The following is a 17,023-nucleotide window of genomic DNA, read 5'->3' on the forward strand; positions in this document are numbered from 1 at the left end:
GAAAATCATGGAGAGATATTCTGTAGCGTCCTCAAATATTGCGTCTATTGGATATGATACGCCATCTCAAACATTGGAAGTCGAATTCCTCAATGGAACAATATACCAATACTATGGCGTGCCCCAAAATTTGTATGACCAGCTCATGCAAGCTGGATCGAAAGGCCGGTTTCTGAATACGTACATAAAAAATGCCTTTGGATACTCAAGGGTGGGATAAGCGTGGACTATGAAACTTACAAAGACCGATTTTATTCAATATCTGAATTGTCCGAAGTCGCTCTGGTTATTGAAGCGTGAGCCAGAGAGCTACCTACACGGCGAATTCTCTACGTTTCTCCAAAAGATCACTCGCGAAGGTTATGAGGTCGAGCGTTACGTCCGGGACTTTTTCGATGCTGATAAGAACAGAGCAGTTAGTTTCCAACACGTGTTCGAGACTGACGCCGGGCTTTTCGCGCGCGCCGATGTGATAGAAGAGACCGCCGATGGCGGCGTTGTGCTCTACGAGATCAAATCCTCGACAAGCGTGAAAACTGACGCGGCTCACAATCATCTGAAAGATGCCTGTTTTCAGAAGATTTGCGCACAGAGGGCTGGTCAGAAGATCGATACCGTCTATCTCGTTCATCTCAATGGCGAGTATGTTCGCAACGGGGAAATCGATCCTTCATTGTTGCTGACCTTTGTTGATGTAACGGATCGCGTGGCGGAAATTGAAGAAGAGACGGCAGAGCAGATTAATCAAGCCCTGGTATTGTTGGCTGAGGACGTGCTGGAGCGAGGAGGCTGCTCCTGTCTTTACCTTTCTCGTTCTCACCACTGCGATACGTTCAGGTTGTTCAACCCCCAGATCCCAAAGCCATCGATCTACAGTCTTCCTCGGTTAAGTCAGAAGAAGCGCGACGAGCTTGTTGCGGACGGCATTTTCGATTTGCTCGATATTGCCGAGGATTACAAATTGACGCCGAACCAATCGATTGTCGTTGCCGCGGCGCGGGCCGGTGCGCCTATCATCGATGTGAAAGCGATCCGCGCAATCTTGTCCGGATACCAATTCCCACTCTATTTCTTCGATTATGAAACTTATGCGTCCGCCGTTCCACTGATCGACCGGACAAGCCCCCACAAGCACTTTCCGGTCCAGTATTCCCTACATGTCCTTCATGAGGATGGAACGCTCGAGCACCATGAATATCTTGAGCGGGAAGCTCGGCTGCCAGATCGACTGCTTACAAAGCTAAGCCGAGAAATTGGGCCAAAGGGCAACATCGTTTCCTGGCACGCGTCGTTCGAAAAGACGCGCAATAAAGAGATGGCAGAGCTGTTTCCTGAGTTCGCCGATCTCCTATCAGACATCAACGAGCGCACTGTGGACCTCGAAGACGTTTTTAAAGGTGCCTATGTTGATGCTCGGTTTGATGGTTCGACCTCGATCAAGAAGGTTCTCCCCGTGCTTTGTCCAAAGCTGAGCTACGAAGGGCTCGATGTGCAGGACGGCGCATCGGCCATGGATGCGTGGGAGAAGATGATTAGCGCGGCTGGAGAAGAAGCTGAGCGTAGGGCAGAAGCCCTTCTCTCCTATTGCGAGTTGGATACATTAGCGATGGTCGAAATCTATCGATTCCTAGTGGCGATCTAACTGGTTTTTTCAAGTTAGCGTTGGGCGCATCCTTCCGGACCGGGCTTTCGTAAGCCAAGCCTGCTTTAAGCGGTCTTGGCCATTCGGCTTCAATCCCTCGCGCAAGAAGTCTTAGGGCTTCGCCCTCAGCGCACTTCGTAAAAAATAGCCGGTCTCCCGAGGCTCGGCGAAAAAGCGCCTGCGCCCGCCGGCGATTTTTTCCTCCGTTTGCACACCCCTGTTCGCCACGAGGCAGGGTTGCATGTGCAACCCATTACCAATGGAAGGAAAAACGATGAGCGAGCAAAAAGGAGAGATCAGAATCTATGTGGCCTGTCTGGCAGCATACAACAACGGCATACTGCATGGACGTTGGATTGATGCGTGTCAGGATGAAGAGGCAATCCGGAAAGAAATTGGAACCATGCTCAAGGCGTCGCCTGTTGAGGATGCTGAAGAATACGCCATTCACGATTATGAAGGTTTTGAAGGCGCGCGGGTTGAGGAATATTCTGAAATCGCTGAAGTGTGCGCTATAGCCGCTTTTGTCGAAGAGCATGGAACGCTTGGCGGCAAGCTCTTAGAGCATTTCGGCGACCTTGACGACGCGCAGAAAGCGATAGGGGAGCACTACGCGGGATGTTTCAAAACCGCCTCTGAATTCGCGCAGGAGATCACCGAAGATACAACGACGATTCCGGATGGGCTTCTCTATTACATCGACTATGATGCAATGGCGCGGGACCTGGAAATCAACGACGTCTTCACGGTCGAAATCGGCTTTGAGGAAGTCCACATTTTCTGGAGGCATTAAAATGTGTCCAGATGCAACCGCTAAACAGGACTGGAAAATCGGCGGGTACGGCCCCGGCCATCCTTGGTATTATGTTCTTGGCGGAAAGCCGCTTACCTTTAAACAAATACGCGAGAGTGTCAGAGCAAGGGAGTATCGCGGCTACAAGGCGACAAACATCGACCTTATTGATACCAAGGCGGAACCCCGGCGCTCGGAGGAATTGAGGCGTTTGCGCCTCTCATTCTTTGATCACCTGAAGGAAGACGTGTCCGGCTACCGGCGCGCCGTCCGGGAATTACACCGCTATCGCGAAAACGAAGACCGTGAAGCGATCCCGGAATGCTGTGACGCTGCGCATACCTCGGTCAGCCTGAAACATAACCATCTTTTCAACGATTTTGCGCATATCATCCTTTTAGACGAGCTGCTTTCTCGGCAGGGCGACCTTTTCGGGTTTTAGCCCGCTTCTTCTTCGCCGGTTTTCGTTCGTCTTCGCGCTTACGCTCGGCAAGCGCCATCGATACCGCATCCTGTCCGAAGGCAAGATCGACGAAGCTTTGCATAATCATCCACAGCGCTTCGATGTGATCGCGTCCAGCCTTCTCCGGCATCTCGGGGGGCAGCATGTGGCGGTATTTCTCGTAAATCTCGTCCGACTGGCTTTTGGTCGGCTGGCGCAGGGGCGGCAGGTCATCAATTTCAAGGGACATGAGCATTCCAGTTCATTAATTTCTCCACTCGCGGGCGGTCTGGTCGGATAATACCGGGCAGCACGAAACCGAACAGAAGGTTTTTTCCGCAGCTCTCGCACAGCCGCCCGGCTCATGTGAGATAATGTGAGTTTATGTGAAATTAGCCACTGCGCTTAGCATTCGCGCGAAGAGCAGCGATGTCGCTCCGCACGCGTTGGGGGCCACGGTTTTCAGGTGCCTGATAGCGCTTCCTATCCTGCCGCAGGGATGGGGGTGTTGCCGCCTGTTGCTTGCGCTCCTGTGTAATCATGGCCCGCAAGTGGCGCCCCCCAATCAAGCTGGACGGCTACCATGCGGTTGCGCCGCTACCGGTCGCGGGGCATGCAAGCCTGGCGTTGGATTCGTTTGTAGTTTTCGCTTTTGCGTATCTCCTAGCTATGCGCCACCACAGACCCCGAAGCTTCATTGGCAGTTTTTGGGCCCTTTCCAGCGCTTCCCGCGCGCCTAGCGGCGCCAGTCGCGCGTGGCAGGGCGTTTCCGCCGATCTACGGCCGCTCTAACCTGCAGCGCATTCTCTTGGCGAAAGATTGGATTAGTCCAATTCAATGGACGCCGGATGTGCGCTCTAAACGACGAGGTCTTAGTTTTCACACCCCGGCGCCTGAAGGCGCATACCGGCCTGCGGCCGGGAAGGGGGCAAGCCCAAGCATAACAGGGCATTGGAATTCCCGTGCCCAGTGTACAAAGCCGCAAATTCACTGTGTACATTTGCCATTCATTCGTCGAAAAACCTGAGCCTCGCTAATGCATTAGCGCCCAAGTACGCTGTACACGCATTAAAACGCTAATCCCGTTCGAGATTTCTCTCCTTTTGCCGTAGGCTGAAACGGATGCCAGACATACGCGAAGGGCCGTCCAGAGTCACCGCGAGACGCTGCAGAAGACGGGCGATATTCGGCGGCTGGATCGCCTTTTGGGGCTGCGTTCTAGCGTGTTTTTCGGCCTGAGTTTGCGCCGTTTTCGCGTCCAAATTCAAGCGCATTTCGAGCGAATATTCATGCCCGCGCGCCTGAATAATCTCCGGTTTTGGCGTCAGATTCTGTTGTTTTGCGAGATCGAATCCGAGCGTTTTCGCTTCTTCCCGCCACATGGAAAGAAGCGCCTCGCGGTTCATTTCCTGCTTCGGTTTTCGTGTTCTGAGCGCCGCCATTTCCATGCCTTTCGTGCTCGTGTAGCCATAGGTTTCGGCGGCCTTTTCAATGGCTTCGCGGCGTTTCGAAAACGCGCGCTCCACGTCTCTCGGGATAGTCGTTACGCGAAAACTATCCGCCTCCCTTGCGATCTCGACGCCCGATCTTTCGAGCCCGTTCGCGAATTCCGCGCGGTAAATGCGGCCGGCTTCCTTCTGCGCCAGATAGAGTTCGCGGCCGACAATCGCGCCCCAGCTCCCGTCATGGCGCGGCGCCAGATTGAAGATGAAGGCATGGGTGTGGAGCTGGGGATCGAGGTCGCGGCTCGTGTGATGATCGAAGGCCGCGACCAGCAATCCTGCGGTCCTTTCTTTTATACTTCCACGCCGTCCGCGCCGGGCCCAGGCATGATTGTTTTCGAGGTGTTTGAGGGTTTTGTTCACCGCATTTTGGTGGGCGGCTTCGATGGTCTGGCGCTCGGTTTCGGCCGACAGCGCCCATAGGACCGATGCCGATTTCGGGGCTGAGAACGTCATGTCCCATCCCGCCGTATGGGCGATGCCGTTCGCGAGAATGAGCCGCTCTCCGGTTCGCGGATCGAGGCCTTCGAGGGCCGCTTCGAAGTCGGATTTCGAGACCGAACCTTCAAGAGAAAGACGTTCAGCGGCTCGCCCCTCCCAGCGACCGGGGGCCTCGCCCTCGCGGGCGTAATAGTCGTCCTTGCCCATATGCTGATAGTAGGCCGCAGCTGCGGCGACGCTTTTCCGGACCGAAATCGAGGCGACCATCAGTCGTCCTTGTCGCCCCGGATGAAGGCGGCGTCGGCTTTCGAGATCGCGCTTTCGGGCTCGGTTTTTACGCCGGGCTTGCCGTATCTGGCGCGTTCCGTCGCCCGATAAGTCCACTGCGCCGGCTGCGATGCGGGGCGCAATTGCTGCTGGCGGACGTACGGAAGATCGAGTTCATAGGCGTCTTTTCCGGGGCCGAGCAGCGCGATCCGGATGCGTTTTTTGCGGGGGCCGAGACGGTTTGAGAGGTCTGCGGCGGTGACGACGCGGCGGGTTTCGCGATGAATGCTTTCCGTGACCGTCGTGTGGGCACCGCTGGTTCCCGTGCTACGCACTTTATATTCGACGTCCTGATCGCCGATCATCAGGCTTGCTTCCTCCGCGCCCCGCCCGAAATTGAGCCGCGTGATCACCTGCGTTCCGATCATGCCGATCCATGAATCGGCGCGCTCGCGGCCATAGACGCTTCGGATCTGTGCGATGTCCTGCGCCCCCATAACCACGATCACGCCCTTCGAGCGGCCCATATCGAGGAAGGTCGAGAAGTCGCTCATGCGCGGCAATTGCGGGAATTCGTCGAGGAACAGCCACACGCGGCGGGTGCGCGATTCCGATAGAGAGGGGCTTCCGACCGCCGAGGAAAGCAGGCCGAGAAGCCCGCTGATCCATGCGTTCGAGAGTTCCGGATATTTGGCGTCGCGCTGCAGGATCACCGGCTTCGCATGGTCCATGTGCAGCCATTCATTGACCGAAAACCGCGGCGGGTTTTCATGCCCGCCCCAGCTTTCGGCGAGTGCGCTCACGACATTCAGATGCGCCTGAAACGTCGTCAGCACGCTTTGCGCAGTCTTGCTGGCGGGATCTTTCAGGACCCGCATGGCTTCGGGATGATAGGTTTGCGCGGTCTTGAATAACGCCGCCGAATCCTGAAGCACGATGTCCCTGAGATCGGCCCAGCTCCATTGTTCAGGCTTTTCGGCCTGCAATTGCGCAATGCAGGCGACGAAGATTTCGCGCGCCGCATCCGACCAGAATGGATCGCTGCTCGCCGGAATAAACCGCGCCGCCAGCTCCCTCGCATCCTGTTTGGTGCGGCAGTCGGCGGCGACGTCCCAGACGAAAGAGCGCTCGTCCTGGGGCGCGACTATCGCCGGTTCCGTCGGCATGGATTCCGTCATGTCGCCTTTGGTGTCGAGCACCAGAATCTTGTCGCCGCGCCAGATCGCGGCGCGCATGAGGTGCAGCATGGTCTGGGTCTTGCCGGAGCCGACGCTGCCCCAGATCAGCCAGTGACGGGTTTCGCGCTCGGCGCTGATACGGATGCCCGGCGGGAACTGGAGACCTTTCGAGGAGTAGCGATATTCGACAGCGCAGGCGCTGCGAAGCCGAGCGCGCGCCGCGCCGCCGGTGAGATATTCCCTGCCGCGGGTGACCTTTACCCTGGGCGGTTCCCAGCGAACCGTGAGCGCAAAAGCGAGGAGCGCGCCGGTCCCGGCGACGGACAACGAGACCACCGGCCAGTAGCGGAGGTTGAAGCCCGCGAGCCCATTGGTTTTGATGAGCTGGGCCCTGCAACCGCTCCAAAAGTACTTGGCGTACGCGTCAAAGAAAAAGGCGCGCACGCGGTATTTGGCACACGCTGTCATATCCGCAGGCCTGTACCGGGCGAACCCGCCGTCCGGCATATGCGCGATGGGCGTCCATTGCCTGAAGCCGACGTCGAAGACGGCGAACGCCGCGAGGAAGAGGACGATGGATGCGACAATGAGGATTTTCTTCGGGCTGTTCATGGCGGTTACTCCTTTAAGAACGCTCGCCGGTCAGCACCTGCAACAGGGCCTCGAACATGGCGAGAAGCCTCTTCATGGAGGCCGATTGCTCTTTCGAATTCTGCGAGACCGCCTGCACCTGCTGATCGATGGCCGCGAGGCGCCGCTCGATCATCAGCATGCGTTCGGCCTGTTCGCGGGAATGGCCGTTGATGAGGCCCGCAAGGATCAGCTCGCGCGCAACCGCGGTTGGGCGGCCTTTGACGGACTCTGCTTGTTCATGCAGACGGTCGACCGCGCGGGCGGGTAAGCGGATGGTCAGTGGCCGGGTTTTCGCGCCGGTCACTGTGTCCCCGCGTCGCCCGTATGGCGGCGCTCCCTCGCCGCCATCCATTCATAGAGCGCCCGCCGTCGGTAGCGCACGACGCGGCCGAGCTTCAGGAATTTCGGGCCGCCGCCGCGCGAGCGCCAGGTTGCGAGCGTTGCAGGCGGCACGCCTGTCACTTGCGCCGCGTCGGCGGCGGTCACCGCTTCATCGAACCAGCCGGGATTGGCGCGCGCGATCTCTTCAAGCGGCGGCGGGGTAATGGGTTGGGTTTTGGGACTTTCGGCCATGGTCGGGCCTCCTCGTTACTGAAACGAGGGAAATCCCAGCACAGGCGAAATCGGCGAAATAGCGGGATGATTTCGTCAAATTCAGGCGAAATGGCGCAAATTAGCGAAAAGGCGACCATGGCAGTGACCGCTTTCCTTGAGCGTTGGCTTCGCGTGCAAAAGACGACATCAGGCTTTCACAGGGCAAGAATAGACCCTCAAGAATAGGCCTTCTGCCTCATTCAACCTCAGATGAATCGCTTCGAAGCATTCAGTGTCACGCAGTTTCCATCACACCGGGAGAAGATTTGACGCGTTGGCGCATCTCTGCGGATGAATTCGTCTATTATAGACTGCTGCCGGGAAAAAATAGACCCAATTTCTAGTCTCGTTTCATGTCTTTGAGTTGCCGTGCATAGCCCGTACAAAGTTCTGCGATGCCCACTTTGTGGGCATCGATCTGCTTTTGGATAAAGGTCGGGGAGACGCTTCTGAGTTCTTGCGTCTCAAAGGACTTGAAGAACCCCCGACAAGCCTTCTCCAACCGGCGGAGATCGCTTTCCGTAATCCCTAACACGCTATGGGTGAAAGCTGCCTCGCTTGCGATTTTCTTCGCAGGATGGATGATGAGATGGGTTGCGGTCATACCCTTGTAGTGTTTGTCGAACCATGCTGCCGACCGATTCATCTGCTCGGCCTCATCTTTGTTGATTTCAGCACGGTCTGTTTTCACTTCACTTTTGGCCTCAATGACGAGATAGGTCTGGTCATTAAGCGCCCACAAATTGTCCGGACCTTCTTTCCAATCCTTGTCAGGGCGTTCGCCTGCAAACCCCAATGCTTCAGCAAGCTCATTAAGAGCGCCCTCAAAACTGTCTGCCTTCACCCCAAATCGCAGGCGACCAATGACCTCGGAAATGGTGACGTTGAGTTCGTCATAGTCGTTGAAACCCTTCAACCAAGTCGCAATCCGCTCAGTGCGTGTTTGGTTAATGAGCGAAAGCTTCTTAACCGTCACGCCGCTTGATGGCTTGAGCAGGCGGCGGTGTTTCTTGTGAGCAGCCTTTTGAAGGCGCAGGGCCTCGGCGCGGTCCGACCCATGCTGGTAACGCGCACTCTCCTGAAGATACCACGCGGTGTCCTCATTATTGAAATCGCCAGCATCCAGCATAGTTTGCAGAATGTCTGCGGCACCGGCGGCATCGCCCGCTGCGAATGCGTCCTCGGCCTCTAGTTCCTGCGCAAAGATATTTAGAAGCTCCACGCTTGAGCCACGCGGGTCAAAGGCGTCCATCTGTTCTGCATAAAACGCTTTCCAGTCTTCGTCGCGTCTCAGGCACTGCCGGATCAGGTCGGTAAACGCTTTTTCCGGTTCCTTGTCCCCACTCGCAACTTCTTCTTTGGCAAGTTCTGAGACTTCAAGGCCAATTTCGATCTGTTGGGCGACCTGCGGCGAGAGAAGCGCTTTCGTCGACGGGGCCCGGACCAATCGCACAAGATCGGTACCCGACAGGATGATCACGGAATAATCCTTCTCACCGCGAACACTCCGACCAAGGCCTTGTTCTACGCTTCTGAGTGTTCTCATCAACGTAGCTTGGCTGTTGGGCCTCACTTGTTCGGCCTGCAAGTCTACTAGGCTTTCAGAAAAGGGACGACCGTCAAAGATCAGCACTCGGCAAGCGGAATCTGGCAGATCGACGCCATCATAGCGGTTCGCCAAAACAATCGTGTTGTCCCTATCGCCGCTTCGGAGGCTGCTGACTAATACTTCAATCGTCTCGGGTTTCGCGACGATGGCCCCGTGCGATTCCCAGAGTTCGGCGCGCGCAAAGCTCGGAACGAGTGCCACGAACCCACGCTTTCGCCCCTCAGACGAGGCCCCGAATTTGTCTTGGACAAAATGATCATCCAGATCCTCATGGATCAAAGATGGAATCACGATCATTTTTTCGCCCGACCAAGTCTCGTCATCATAGGTAAGCGGCCTTGTGATAGTTTCTGGCTCAAGTTTGAGCCCTTTCACCAGAAATGCGTCATCGGTGACTGTGGCGGACATAAAAATGCGCATGTCGGCGTTGGCGTACGACCCAAAGGCGTCCAATGGGGCCGAGTATGGTTCGATCTCGATGGCTTGGCCGGACACAATGCACTGGCATCGCGGAAGCATGTCTTTTAGGAGCGGCCAAGCAAAAGAAATCTTATCGCGATCAGCCTCCGCAGCGAGGAATTTTGCGACCTCCGACTCGCGATCCGACCAAGCCCAATACGGAACTGGTAAGAGTGCGCTGCGCTTTTTGTTTTCAATATCGGCAAACGTACCTGCTCCTTGTTGCTCTAAATCGCTGGCAAAAAGGGATTTCAGCGCACCATAGGCCTGATAGCTTCGCGGCAGCGAGATTGTGCAGGCTTGCCGAATTCTATCCGAACAAGCGTGGGCGTCATCCATCAAAACAGTCCCGACCTCAATTGATTGAGACCACAGTCCAAATTTTGTCCGTCCATTGAAGAGTTTCTGGACTGAGGTGACAAGGATCGATTGCCCATTGAGAAAGGCTTCAGGCAAGTCCCCATCGGCGGTACACGTCGCGATGCCGAATTGTTTGGCTTGTGCGCGCGTCTGGGCGATTAGAAAATGGTCTGGACAAAGATAGACTGCCGGGCCGCTGCCCTCGTTCAGGCGGGCTTGCAGCATGAGTAGTCCGATGAGGGTCTTGCCCTGTCCGGTGTGCAGCTTGACGATGAAGTCGCTTTCAGCTGCCTTGCGAATATTCCAATCGCCGAGGACCGAAACCTGGGCAGGCCGGAGCGGCCCTTTGTCGGACGCGCGGTCGAGGGTTTCGTAAAGCGTTATCGGGTCAGTTGGTTTGACCCGTCTGGCGGCTCCGAGGCGCTTTTTGAAGTCGACCAAATTATCTTTCCTCGCGTGTGATGTGAAACAGACATAGAAATGTGAAGCTTCTGGAGGGATATGGGTGGACCGGCACCACTTTACTATGGCCCAGATACTACCGAGCTCCTAGCTTCGTGTACGCAGCCCTGTTGTGTCGGCTCTCTGGATATCAGGGAATCTGCGCAATCGTCGTGCTGGAATTAGCTGTTCGACTTCGATTCTGTCAGGCGCACGCCCGGCCCGCCGCCATTGGCCTCAATAAACGTGACGCCAGCGTTCTCAAAAACCAAACGCACTAATTGGGCGGTGCTGTCTTTGAGGCGACTCTTGCCGCGTTCGAATTCCCGGATCGTTACGTCCGTTAGATTTGCTCGCGCAGCTAACTCCCGCTGAGTCCAATCTAACAGGGCTCGCGCAGCCCGACACTGTTCCGGCTTAATCATGCCGGAAGCATGTGCAGGTTTTTTAAAAAATCACAAGAAGCTTATGTTTTTCATTGACGCCAGTCAAATGTTTTTAATAAACTACCTATGTAAAACATAAGTCACTTATTTTCGTGCATTGGTGAACGATGCGCAAAGCAGGAGGTCGCATCATGACGACCCGCCGACACCTTTTACAAGGCGCAGCTTCGTTGATTGCGCCCGCCGAATTCGAATTTGGAGGAACGCCCGAATTTTCGCTGAGCGACTCTCCCTTTGGTATTCTGATCAACGAATATCGCGAAATGCTCGATCAGCTCGACCGCCTGTTCGCTGTCCGCAACCGGGTCGAAAAAATCGCGTTCGCCCAGAAAGGTGATGCAAGGGACTGCTCGGAGCTGCGCCTTATCGATCAAAAAGCAAACGCCTGGTATCAGACCGAGAAAGAGATGATCCGGCTTGCATCGCGCACTCGCGCAGCATCTGTCGACGAGGTCGTCCAGAAGTTGATCTTGTGGCGATTGGTTCAATTCGACCAGCCAAGCTTCAACAATGCGTGCGACATGATTCCCTTTTCGGCCTATCGCGATCTGCTTTTCCTGGCCGGAAGAGAGTCGCTGACAAAGGACTCGGACAAAAAAGCACTGGCAATCGTGTGGGACGATGAAGCGTTTAACTACTCCGCCGACGATGATGATGATTTTGACGATGACGAACCGTTTTACGGCGAAGACGAAGAAGAGTGAGAAACGGAATTTACGGGAGTCGGTTGCGCTAATGAACAAAGCAAATGTCTGCCGGTGATGTTAAGGTTCCGCTAGTGACCTTTGGACCGAAGAATTTCGCCGATTTTGCGCTGGATCGTCGCAACACTTGGAAGATCGGATTCGTCAAACTCCTCAGCGGCGCGCTTCCATGCCTCATAGGCAAGCAGCTTTTTCGGAAGATTGGGCTTTTCTGTTCGAAGTTGCAGCAGCGCTTTAGTGATGTTGCTCCATGCGGCCTTTTGCGGTCGGCCGCGCGTGCTTTGTAAAGAATCCAACTCTCTTACTTTTTCGAGGTTCGCTACCAGTCTTGCGCAGTCGTCCTCCTCCAGAAAAGGCGGTAGGGGGATTTGGCGCAGCGTAAACCAGCGGCGCAATTTATCACGCGGCACATAGATTTCTTTGAGATAGCGCCGTCCGGCCTTCGGGTAATGATCGAAAGGCATCTTGGTGAGCGCCGCGAACGCCTCTTCCTGACCTTCTGGTCTAGTTATGTCGTGCAGCAAGGCATGCCATTGCGAGGCGTCGCCGGGCAGCGCGTCGAGCGATTCCATGACGCTGGCGATGGTCATCCGGTTTGCGCCGAAATACTGCTGCGGTTTCGGCGAGAGTTTCCGTTGGGCGGGTGTCATTTCTGCGGGCGGCGTCTCTATCGGCACATGCAGCCAGTTTTCAGCAGCGTCGCGCGCCTCTCGCGCGGCCTTGTCGAATAGATCGATGGGGGAGGGGTCGAATGCGCCGGAGAAGACGGCGCGCGCCAGCATGTCCATGATGTCGGCGCTTTCGAGGCCGGCATGGTTTTCAGCGGCAAGCCTTGCGGCCTGGCCGAGTTTCAGGAAACGTTCATCGAACGGCGAAATGTAAGACGGCATGGCGTTCATCCTCATACTCTATAGGTTCATCATCGGATCTTTCTTTCACTTCAGTTTTGTGCTGATGGCCCTCGGTTGGCATCGCGTCGCGGATAAAAGCGACGGCTCGTTCCGCTAGCGCTGCGCGAGCGTCCTCTGCATAGTGGATGTAACGTTGCGACGTTGAGAGCTTGCGGTGACCGAGCGCCGCCATGATCTCGGCGGCCTGAGCGCCCTGCATCGCCATATGAGTTGCGAGGGAATGGCGCAAACCATGAAGGCCGATTCCTTCAGGGAGTTTCGCTTCGGTCCGCACGGCTCGCCAGTCTTTGGTGACATTGATGCATCCGGGCTCGCCTTTTCGAGAGACTGGATAAACGCGGCCCGCTGCGTCTTTGCGCATAGGCGGAAAGACCGGCCCGTCAGGTGGGCCGCTTGGCTGGCGCGATAGAATTGCACGCGCCAGTTCAGGCAGCCCGATTATGCGGGATTTTGTCGTCTTCTTCCCGGTCTTGTGCCGCTTGGAGGATTTGATGATGACGCCGCGCTGCAGGTCGATTTCGCTCCAGAGAAGTCCGGTGATTTCGCTGCGCCGGGCGCCAGTTAGGGCGATTAGCCGGAATATGTCAGCCACAGCGGCCCGGATGCGGCTTTCACGCTCCATCGCGTCGAGGGTTTCGAATAGGCGCCGGTAATCGTCGGCGTTGCGCATGACGATGTCGCGCTCGCCGTCGCCGCCTTTGTCTACGTCGCGGGCGGGGTTCTTATCGACCAGCCCTTCCTTTCCGGCCCAAGAGTAAATCGCCGCCAGGATGCGCATGGATTGCCGCGCGGTCCCTTCGCCGCCGCGAACGATGGAGCGGGCGCGCCAGCCGGTTTTCACGTTTCTCGCAGTCTTGCCTGAAATGATTTCCCGGCGGGCTTTTTTTACCTGCTCGGTAGTCAGCTTGCGGGCGAATTTCTTGCCGAGAAGGGGGCGCAGGTGATTCTCGATTCTGCCTTTGTCCGTTTCGCGCGTGCTCTGAGCCTTTTCCTTAAAAGTCTCGCTTGCGAGATAGGCGTTGAAAAGGTCTCCGACCGACATTTCCGCTTGTGCGACTTTTTTCTCCTCTAGGGGATCGCCGCCCTTGCGGACAGTTTCGGACATTTCCTGCGCGCGCTGACGCGCCTGATCCAGCGTTAGAGACTCAATTTTTCCGATGGTGGCGCGCCGGCTGCGGCCGTCCGCCGTCCTGTATTGGAAGACGAAGCTCTTCCTGCCGCTAGGGAACACCGAAAGCCCGAAGCCCCATGGTTTTTCGTCCCAGACATAGTAGCGCTCAGCTTTTGTTTGGGAGGAGGCGATCAGGCTCTTGGTGATCCGGGGCATTCACCGCTCGCTTTCGTCCGTTCCGGTCTTGCTTACCAGAGCGCTGGGTAAGCGTATGGTAAGCAAGATCGCTCAAATCGGGACCGATTGTAGCATTACCTCCGGACTGCGTCAGCAGAATAATATCATTATTTTCAGGTATTTATCCAATCTCAGCAAAGTCAGGCAAACACGCGCAAATTACTTACCGCTGCACTGTCACGCCGGAGGTCGCGGGTTCAAGTCCCGTCACTCGCGCCATTTTCCCCCAAGTCTTGCCTTCCAAGTCTTAGAAATCTTCCCAATTATCGGCGCCGTTGCCCGGCTTGGCTTTGGCGGTCTCGCGCGAGGCGATGACATGGTCCTGCTTCGTCTTGCCCGCAGGGGCTTTTTTTCCGGTCCACGTCTTCGCGTCTTTGTGATTGTCCTTGGTGATGCTGCTGATGGCGGCGTCGGTGCGGAAGGTCGCCACCATGCGGGCGAGTTCCTGGGCTTCCTGCGCCATGGAATGGCTCGCTGCGGTCGACTCCTCCACCATGGCTGCGTTCTGCTGCGTCACCTGGTCGAGCTGAGTCACGGCGACGTTGATTTCAGCGATGCCCGTCGACTGTTCTTTCGCTGAGACGGCGATCGCCGAAACAAGCTCATTGATGTTGGTTACGGATGCGACGATCTCGTTAAGCGCTTTGCCGGCCTGACCGACAAGATCGACGCCGCGCCCCACTTGCTGCGAGCTTGCGGAAATAAGCGCTTTGATCTCCTTGGCGGCGGCGGAAGAGCGCTGGGCGAGGGCGCCGACCTCTTTCGCCACGACCGCAAAGCCGAGACCAGCATCGCCGGCGCGGGCCGCTTCGACCCCGGCGTTAAGCGCCAGAAGGTTCGTCTGAAATGAGATGTCATCGATGACGCCGATGATCTGCGATATCTGTTCGGAGGATTTCTCGATCTCGGCCATGGCGGCGACGGCTTCGCGCACGACCTCGCCGCTTTGCTCTGCATTATGCTTGGCTTCGCTGACGACCTTGTTGGCGCGGTCCGCGCCTTCGGCGGCGGCCTTGACGCCGGCGGTCAGCTGTTCGAGTGAGGCGGCAGTCTGTTCCAGCGTCGCCGCCTGGCCTTCGGTGCGGCGCGACAGGTCGTCTGAGGCTTGCGTGATCTCGCCGGCGCCGGTCTTGATTCCATCAGCGGAGACCACCACGCCCCGCATGGCTTCGCAGAGCTTGGAAATCGCGCTGTTGAAGTCTAGGCGCAGCTGATCGAACTCTTCGGGGAAAGTTTTTTCGATCTCGAAGGCGAGATCTCCGTCGGAGAGGCTTTGCAGCGCCGAGGCGAGCGCCTCCACGACCTCATTTTGCTCGGCGCGTTTTTTCGCGACTTCCTGTTCATTGAGTTCGCGCTGGCGTTCGGCCTCGGCCATCTTGGTGATCGCGGTGTTGATATCGGCGCGCACCTGTTCAAATTCTTTCGGGAAAGCCTCATCGATGGTGATGCTGTAATCTTCATCGGAAAGGCGGCGCAGTGCGGCGCCGACGCGTTCAATCACGCTGCGCACCTCTTCTGCTTTTTGAGCGCGTTCTTCTTCATTGCGGCGGCGCTCAAGCTCCGTCTGCGTCACGTCGGAGGCGTATTTGACGATCTTATAAGGTTTACCGTCGAGGTCGAAGAGCGTGTTGTAAGAGGCTTGAATCCAGACTTCACGGCCATTCTTCGCGAACCGCTGAAATTTTCCTTCAATGAACTCGCCATTGCGCAGCCGCTCCCAATGATGGTGATACTCACTGGAGTTAGCGAACTCTTCGCTTGTGAATATGCGGTGATGTTTGCCGGCGATTTCGTCTAGCGCATACCCCATGACAGACAGGAAGACGTCGTTCGCCGTGATGATCTTGCCGTCAAGCTCGAACTCTATCACAGCTTGGGTTCGGCTAACGGCTCTCATCTTCGCACTGTTTTCATTACTTATGATTTCGCCTTCGGTAACGTCCGTCGCGAATTTCACAATTTTGAACGGTTTGCCATTGCCGTCGATGATCGGATTATAGGCGGCCTGGATCCAGATATCGTCGCCAGACTTGGTTACGCGCTTGTACTTCCCGGCGTCGAACTCGCCTTTGCCGAGCTTTTCCCAGAAGGCCTTGTAGGCGGGGGACGACGCTTCCTTGCGATCGACGAAGATGGAATGATGCCGGCCGATAATTTCGCTCAACGAATAGCCGGTTACGTCCAGGAAATTCTTGTTGGCGTGCAGGATTTTCCCCTCAAGGGTGAATTCGATGATGGCTTGCGAACGGTCGAGCGCTTTCAGAATGCCGTCATTGGTGCGGATGGCGGTGACGTCGTTCCACTGAAGGACATTGCCCACATAGTCTCCATCGCGATCCTTCACCGCGCGGACATCAAGCTCGAATTTGAGTTCACCGACCGTGATGTCGGTTTTGTAAGGCAGGCGAGATGGATCGGCGAGGAGGCGGCGCTGATGCTCCGGGTTTTTATGGAACATGTCGATGTTGGAGCCGATAATCTTGTCCGGATCGAAATTGGGCCAGATGTCGCGGAAGGTGTGAATGTTGTCCGCGAGCAGTTTTTTCGTTGCTTCATTGATGAAGATCACCTTGAAGTCGCGGTCGATCACCATCATGGCGTTGGTCGAGCCTTCGAAAGCGGAGCTTTTGAAGCGAGCCGACCAGGCTTCGTTCTGGACTCGTTCGAGGTCGGCCTTCAGAGTCGCGCTCAGTTCGGTGACGGCCTTGCCGACCTCTCCGAATTCGTCGCCGCGCACGGCGCCTCCGCCTGTTTCCGTATCGCCGATAAAGTCTCTGGCGGCGAGCCTGGAGATCGCGCCACGCAAGGTCTGAAGCGGGTTGGTGACGGTCCTTACCAGAAAGAAACTCGCCGCTGCGGTAAGGGCGATGCCGGCGAGGCCTGCGATGGGGAGGCCAAAATAATAAGTCATGACCGCGGTGGCCAGCACTGGCGTGACAATGATCGCCGGGGTTTTGACGGAGAGTTTGAGATCGTCGAGATATTTCATAAAGCCGCTCCAGAAGCCTTTATTTTTCTTTTTTCACAGGGCGGGCGGCCGCGACCTTCCTTGTCCCTGCCGGCGTATAGCTCTGCATACGGAAAAAGCTGCAGTCAGAATCTATACATTTCAGTTCACTGGAAGATGTCTGCTTTCTTCTTGCTTGTTATCTTCGCAGCAGTCCGGACTATCGCGCAGGGACGTGAAAACATGGTAAAAACACCGCGTGCCGAAAATCTTTTTAGTTATTTTTTATTTGGCCCGTTCCAAGTC

15 protein-coding genes are annotated in these 17,023 nt (G+C 56.3%); 5 read left to right on the forward strand and 10 right to left on the reverse strand.

The annotated features are described in order from the left end of the window. Positions 1-7 precede the first annotated feature (7 nt). From ACQY5P_RS18990 to ACQY5P_RS19005, 4 genes are all read left to right on the forward strand, one after another. Positions 8-220 (forward strand): KTSC domain-containing protein, encoded by a 213-nt coding sequence (locus tag ACQY5P_RS18990; protein WP_428408449.1) that lies wholly within the window; start codon positions 8-10, stop codon positions 218-220. A 9-nt stretch (positions 221-229) separates the two neighbouring features. After that, entirely contained in the window at positions 230-1,642 is a 1,413-nt protein-coding gene (locus ACQY5P_RS18995) for a DUF2779 domain-containing protein (RefSeq protein ID WP_428408450.1), read from the forward strand. Between the two features lie 274 nt (positions 1,643-1,916). Then, positions 1,917-2,435, forward strand: coding sequence for an antirestriction protein ArdA (locus ACQY5P_RS19000; protein ID WP_428408451.1), 519 nt, complete (start codon positions 1,917-1,919; stop codon positions 2,433-2,435). Position 2,436: 1 nt separating this feature from the next. Beyond that, the gene (locus tag ACQY5P_RS19005) at positions 2,437-2,877 is read left to right on the forward strand and encodes a hypothetical protein (protein ID WP_428408452.1); all 441 of its coding nucleotides are present in this window, start codon (positions 2,437-2,439) and stop codon (positions 2,875-2,877) included. Here the strand turns inward: ACQY5P_RS19005 and ACQY5P_RS19010 are convergent. The 7 genes from ACQY5P_RS19010 to ACQY5P_RS19040 all read right to left on the reverse strand — a co-directional run bounded on the left by ACQY5P_RS19010 (position 2,825) and on the right by ACQY5P_RS19040 (position 10,786). Continuing rightward, entirely contained in the window at positions 2,825-3,127 is a 303-nt protein-coding gene (locus ACQY5P_RS19010) for a hypothetical protein (protein WP_428408453.1), read from the reverse strand. The genes ACQY5P_RS19005 and ACQY5P_RS19010 overlap by 53 nt on opposite strands. An 826-nt stretch (positions 3,128-3,953) precedes the next feature. Then, positions 3,954-5,087, reverse strand: coding sequence for a MobF family relaxase (gene mobF, locus ACQY5P_RS19015; RefSeq protein ID WP_428408454.1), 1,134 nt, complete (start codon positions 5,085-5,087; stop codon positions 3,954-3,956). Beyond that, positions 5,087-6,877 carry a type IV secretion system DNA-binding domain-containing protein gene (locus ACQY5P_RS19020; protein WP_428408455.1) on the reverse strand — a complete coding sequence of 597 codons (1,791 nt, stop codon included), beginning with the start codon at positions 6,875-6,877 and terminating at the stop codon, positions 5,087-5,089. Before ACQY5P_RS19020 ends, mobF begins: the two co-directional genes overlap by 1 nt. A gap of 13 nt (positions 6,878-6,890) precedes the next feature. Beyond that, on the reverse strand, positions 6,891-7,202 hold the full coding sequence (locus tag ACQY5P_RS19025; protein WP_428408456.1) for a hypothetical protein: 312 nt from the start codon (positions 7,200-7,202) through the stop codon (positions 6,891-6,893). Next, complete coding sequence (locus tag ACQY5P_RS19030; protein WP_375208268.1) at positions 7,199-7,471, reverse strand: helix-turn-helix transcriptional regulator; 273 nt, start codon at positions 7,469-7,471, stop codon at positions 7,199-7,201. The genes ACQY5P_RS19025 and ACQY5P_RS19030 overlap by 4 nt, the downstream gene beginning before the upstream one ends. A 361-nt stretch (positions 7,472-7,832) precedes the next feature. Continuing rightward, positions 7,833-10,361, reverse strand: coding sequence for a DEAD/DEAH box helicase (locus ACQY5P_RS19035; protein ID WP_428408457.1), 2,529 nt, complete (start codon positions 10,359-10,361; stop codon positions 7,833-7,835). A gap of 182 nt (positions 10,362-10,543) precedes the next feature. Then, positions 10,544-10,786 carry a helix-turn-helix domain-containing protein gene (locus tag ACQY5P_RS19040; RefSeq protein ID WP_428408458.1) on the reverse strand — a complete coding sequence of 81 codons (243 nt, stop codon included), beginning with the start codon at positions 10,784-10,786 and terminating at the stop codon, positions 10,544-10,546. A gap of 152 nt (positions 10,787-10,938) precedes the next feature. On the opposite strand from ACQY5P_RS19040, the gene ACQY5P_RS19045 reads away from it, so the two are divergent. After that, positions 10,939-11,511 (forward strand): hypothetical protein, encoded by a 573-nt coding sequence (locus ACQY5P_RS19045; protein ID WP_428408459.1) that lies wholly within the window; start codon positions 10,939-10,941, stop codon positions 11,509-11,511. 71 nt (positions 11,512-11,582) lie between these two features. Here the strand turns inward: ACQY5P_RS19045 and ACQY5P_RS19050 are convergent, their stop codons facing one another. From ACQY5P_RS19050 to ACQY5P_RS19060, 3 genes are all read right to left on the reverse strand, one after another. Then, on the reverse strand, positions 11,583-12,401 hold the full coding sequence (locus ACQY5P_RS19050) for a hypothetical protein (RefSeq protein ID WP_428408460.1): 819 nt from the start codon (positions 12,399-12,401) through the stop codon (positions 11,583-11,585). Beyond that, positions 12,373-13,749, reverse strand: a complete 1,377-nt coding sequence (locus ACQY5P_RS19055; protein WP_428408461.1) for a tyrosine-type recombinase/integrase — start codon at positions 13,747-13,749, stop codon at positions 12,373-12,375. The genes ACQY5P_RS19050 and ACQY5P_RS19055 overlap by 29 nt, the downstream gene beginning before the upstream one ends. A gap of 268 nt (positions 13,750-14,017) precedes the next feature. Beyond that, on the reverse strand, positions 14,018-16,759 hold the full coding sequence (locus ACQY5P_RS19060) for a methyl-accepting chemotaxis protein (protein ID WP_428408462.1): 2,742 nt from the start codon (positions 16,757-16,759) through the stop codon (positions 14,018-14,020). Between the last annotated feature and the right edge of the window lie 264 nt (positions 16,760-17,023).

It is taken from the genome of Hyphococcus sp. (genome assembly GCF_965267305.1).
Taxonomy (GTDB): domain Bacteria; phylum Pseudomonadota; class Alphaproteobacteria; order Caulobacterales; family Parvularculaceae; genus Hyphococcus.

What these genes read in the sequence shown, in the direction of transcription:
- ACQY5P_RS19045 (WP_428408459.1), top strand. Translation starts at nt 10,939, where the DNA reads ATGACGACCCGCCGACACCTTTTACAAGGCGCAGCTTCGTTGATTGCG.
- mobF (WP_428408454.1), bottom strand. Translation starts at nt 5,087, where the DNA reads ATGGTCGCCTCGATTTCGGTCCGGAAAAGCGTCGCCGCAGCTGCGGCC.
- ACQY5P_RS19000 (WP_428408451.1), top strand. Translation starts at nt 1,917, where the DNA reads ATGAGCGAGCAAAAAGGAGAGATCAGAATCTATGTGGCCTGTCTGGCA.
- ACQY5P_RS18995 (WP_428408450.1), top strand. Translation starts at nt 230, where the DNA reads ATGAAACTTACAAAGACCGATTTTATTCAATATCTGAATTGTCCGAAG.
- ACQY5P_RS19030 (WP_375208268.1), bottom strand. Translation starts at nt 7,471, where the DNA reads ATGGCCGAAAGTCCCAAAACCCAACCCATTACCCCGCCGCCGCTTGAA.
- ACQY5P_RS19060 (WP_428408462.1), bottom strand. Translation starts at nt 16,759, where the DNA reads ATGAAATATCTCGACGATCTCAAACTCTCCGTCAAAACCCCGGCGATC.
- ACQY5P_RS19055 (WP_428408461.1), bottom strand. Translation starts at nt 13,749, where the DNA reads ATGCCCCGGATCACCAAGAGCCTGATCGCCTCCTCCCAAACAAAAGCT.
- ACQY5P_RS19040 (WP_428408458.1), bottom strand. Translation starts at nt 10,786, where the DNA reads ATGATTAAGCCGGAACAGTGTCGGGCTGCGCGAGCCCTGTTAGATTGG.
- ACQY5P_RS18990 (WP_428408449.1), top strand. Translation starts at nt 8, where the DNA reads ATGGAGAGATATTCTGTAGCGTCCTCAAATATTGCGTCTATTGGATAT.
- ACQY5P_RS19050 (WP_428408460.1), bottom strand. Translation starts at nt 12,401, where the DNA reads ATGCCGTCTTACATTTCGCCGTTCGATGAACGTTTCCTGAAACTCGGC.
- ACQY5P_RS19020 (WP_428408455.1), bottom strand. Translation starts at nt 6,877, where the DNA reads ATGAACAGCCCGAAGAAAATCCTCATTGTCGCATCCATCGTCCTCTTC.
- ACQY5P_RS19010 (WP_428408453.1), bottom strand. Translation starts at nt 3,127, where the DNA reads ATGTCCCTTGAAATTGATGACCTGCCGCCCCTGCGCCAGCCGACCAAA.
- ACQY5P_RS19005 (WP_428408452.1), top strand. Translation starts at nt 2,437, where the DNA reads ATGTGTCCAGATGCAACCGCTAAACAGGACTGGAAAATCGGCGGGTAC.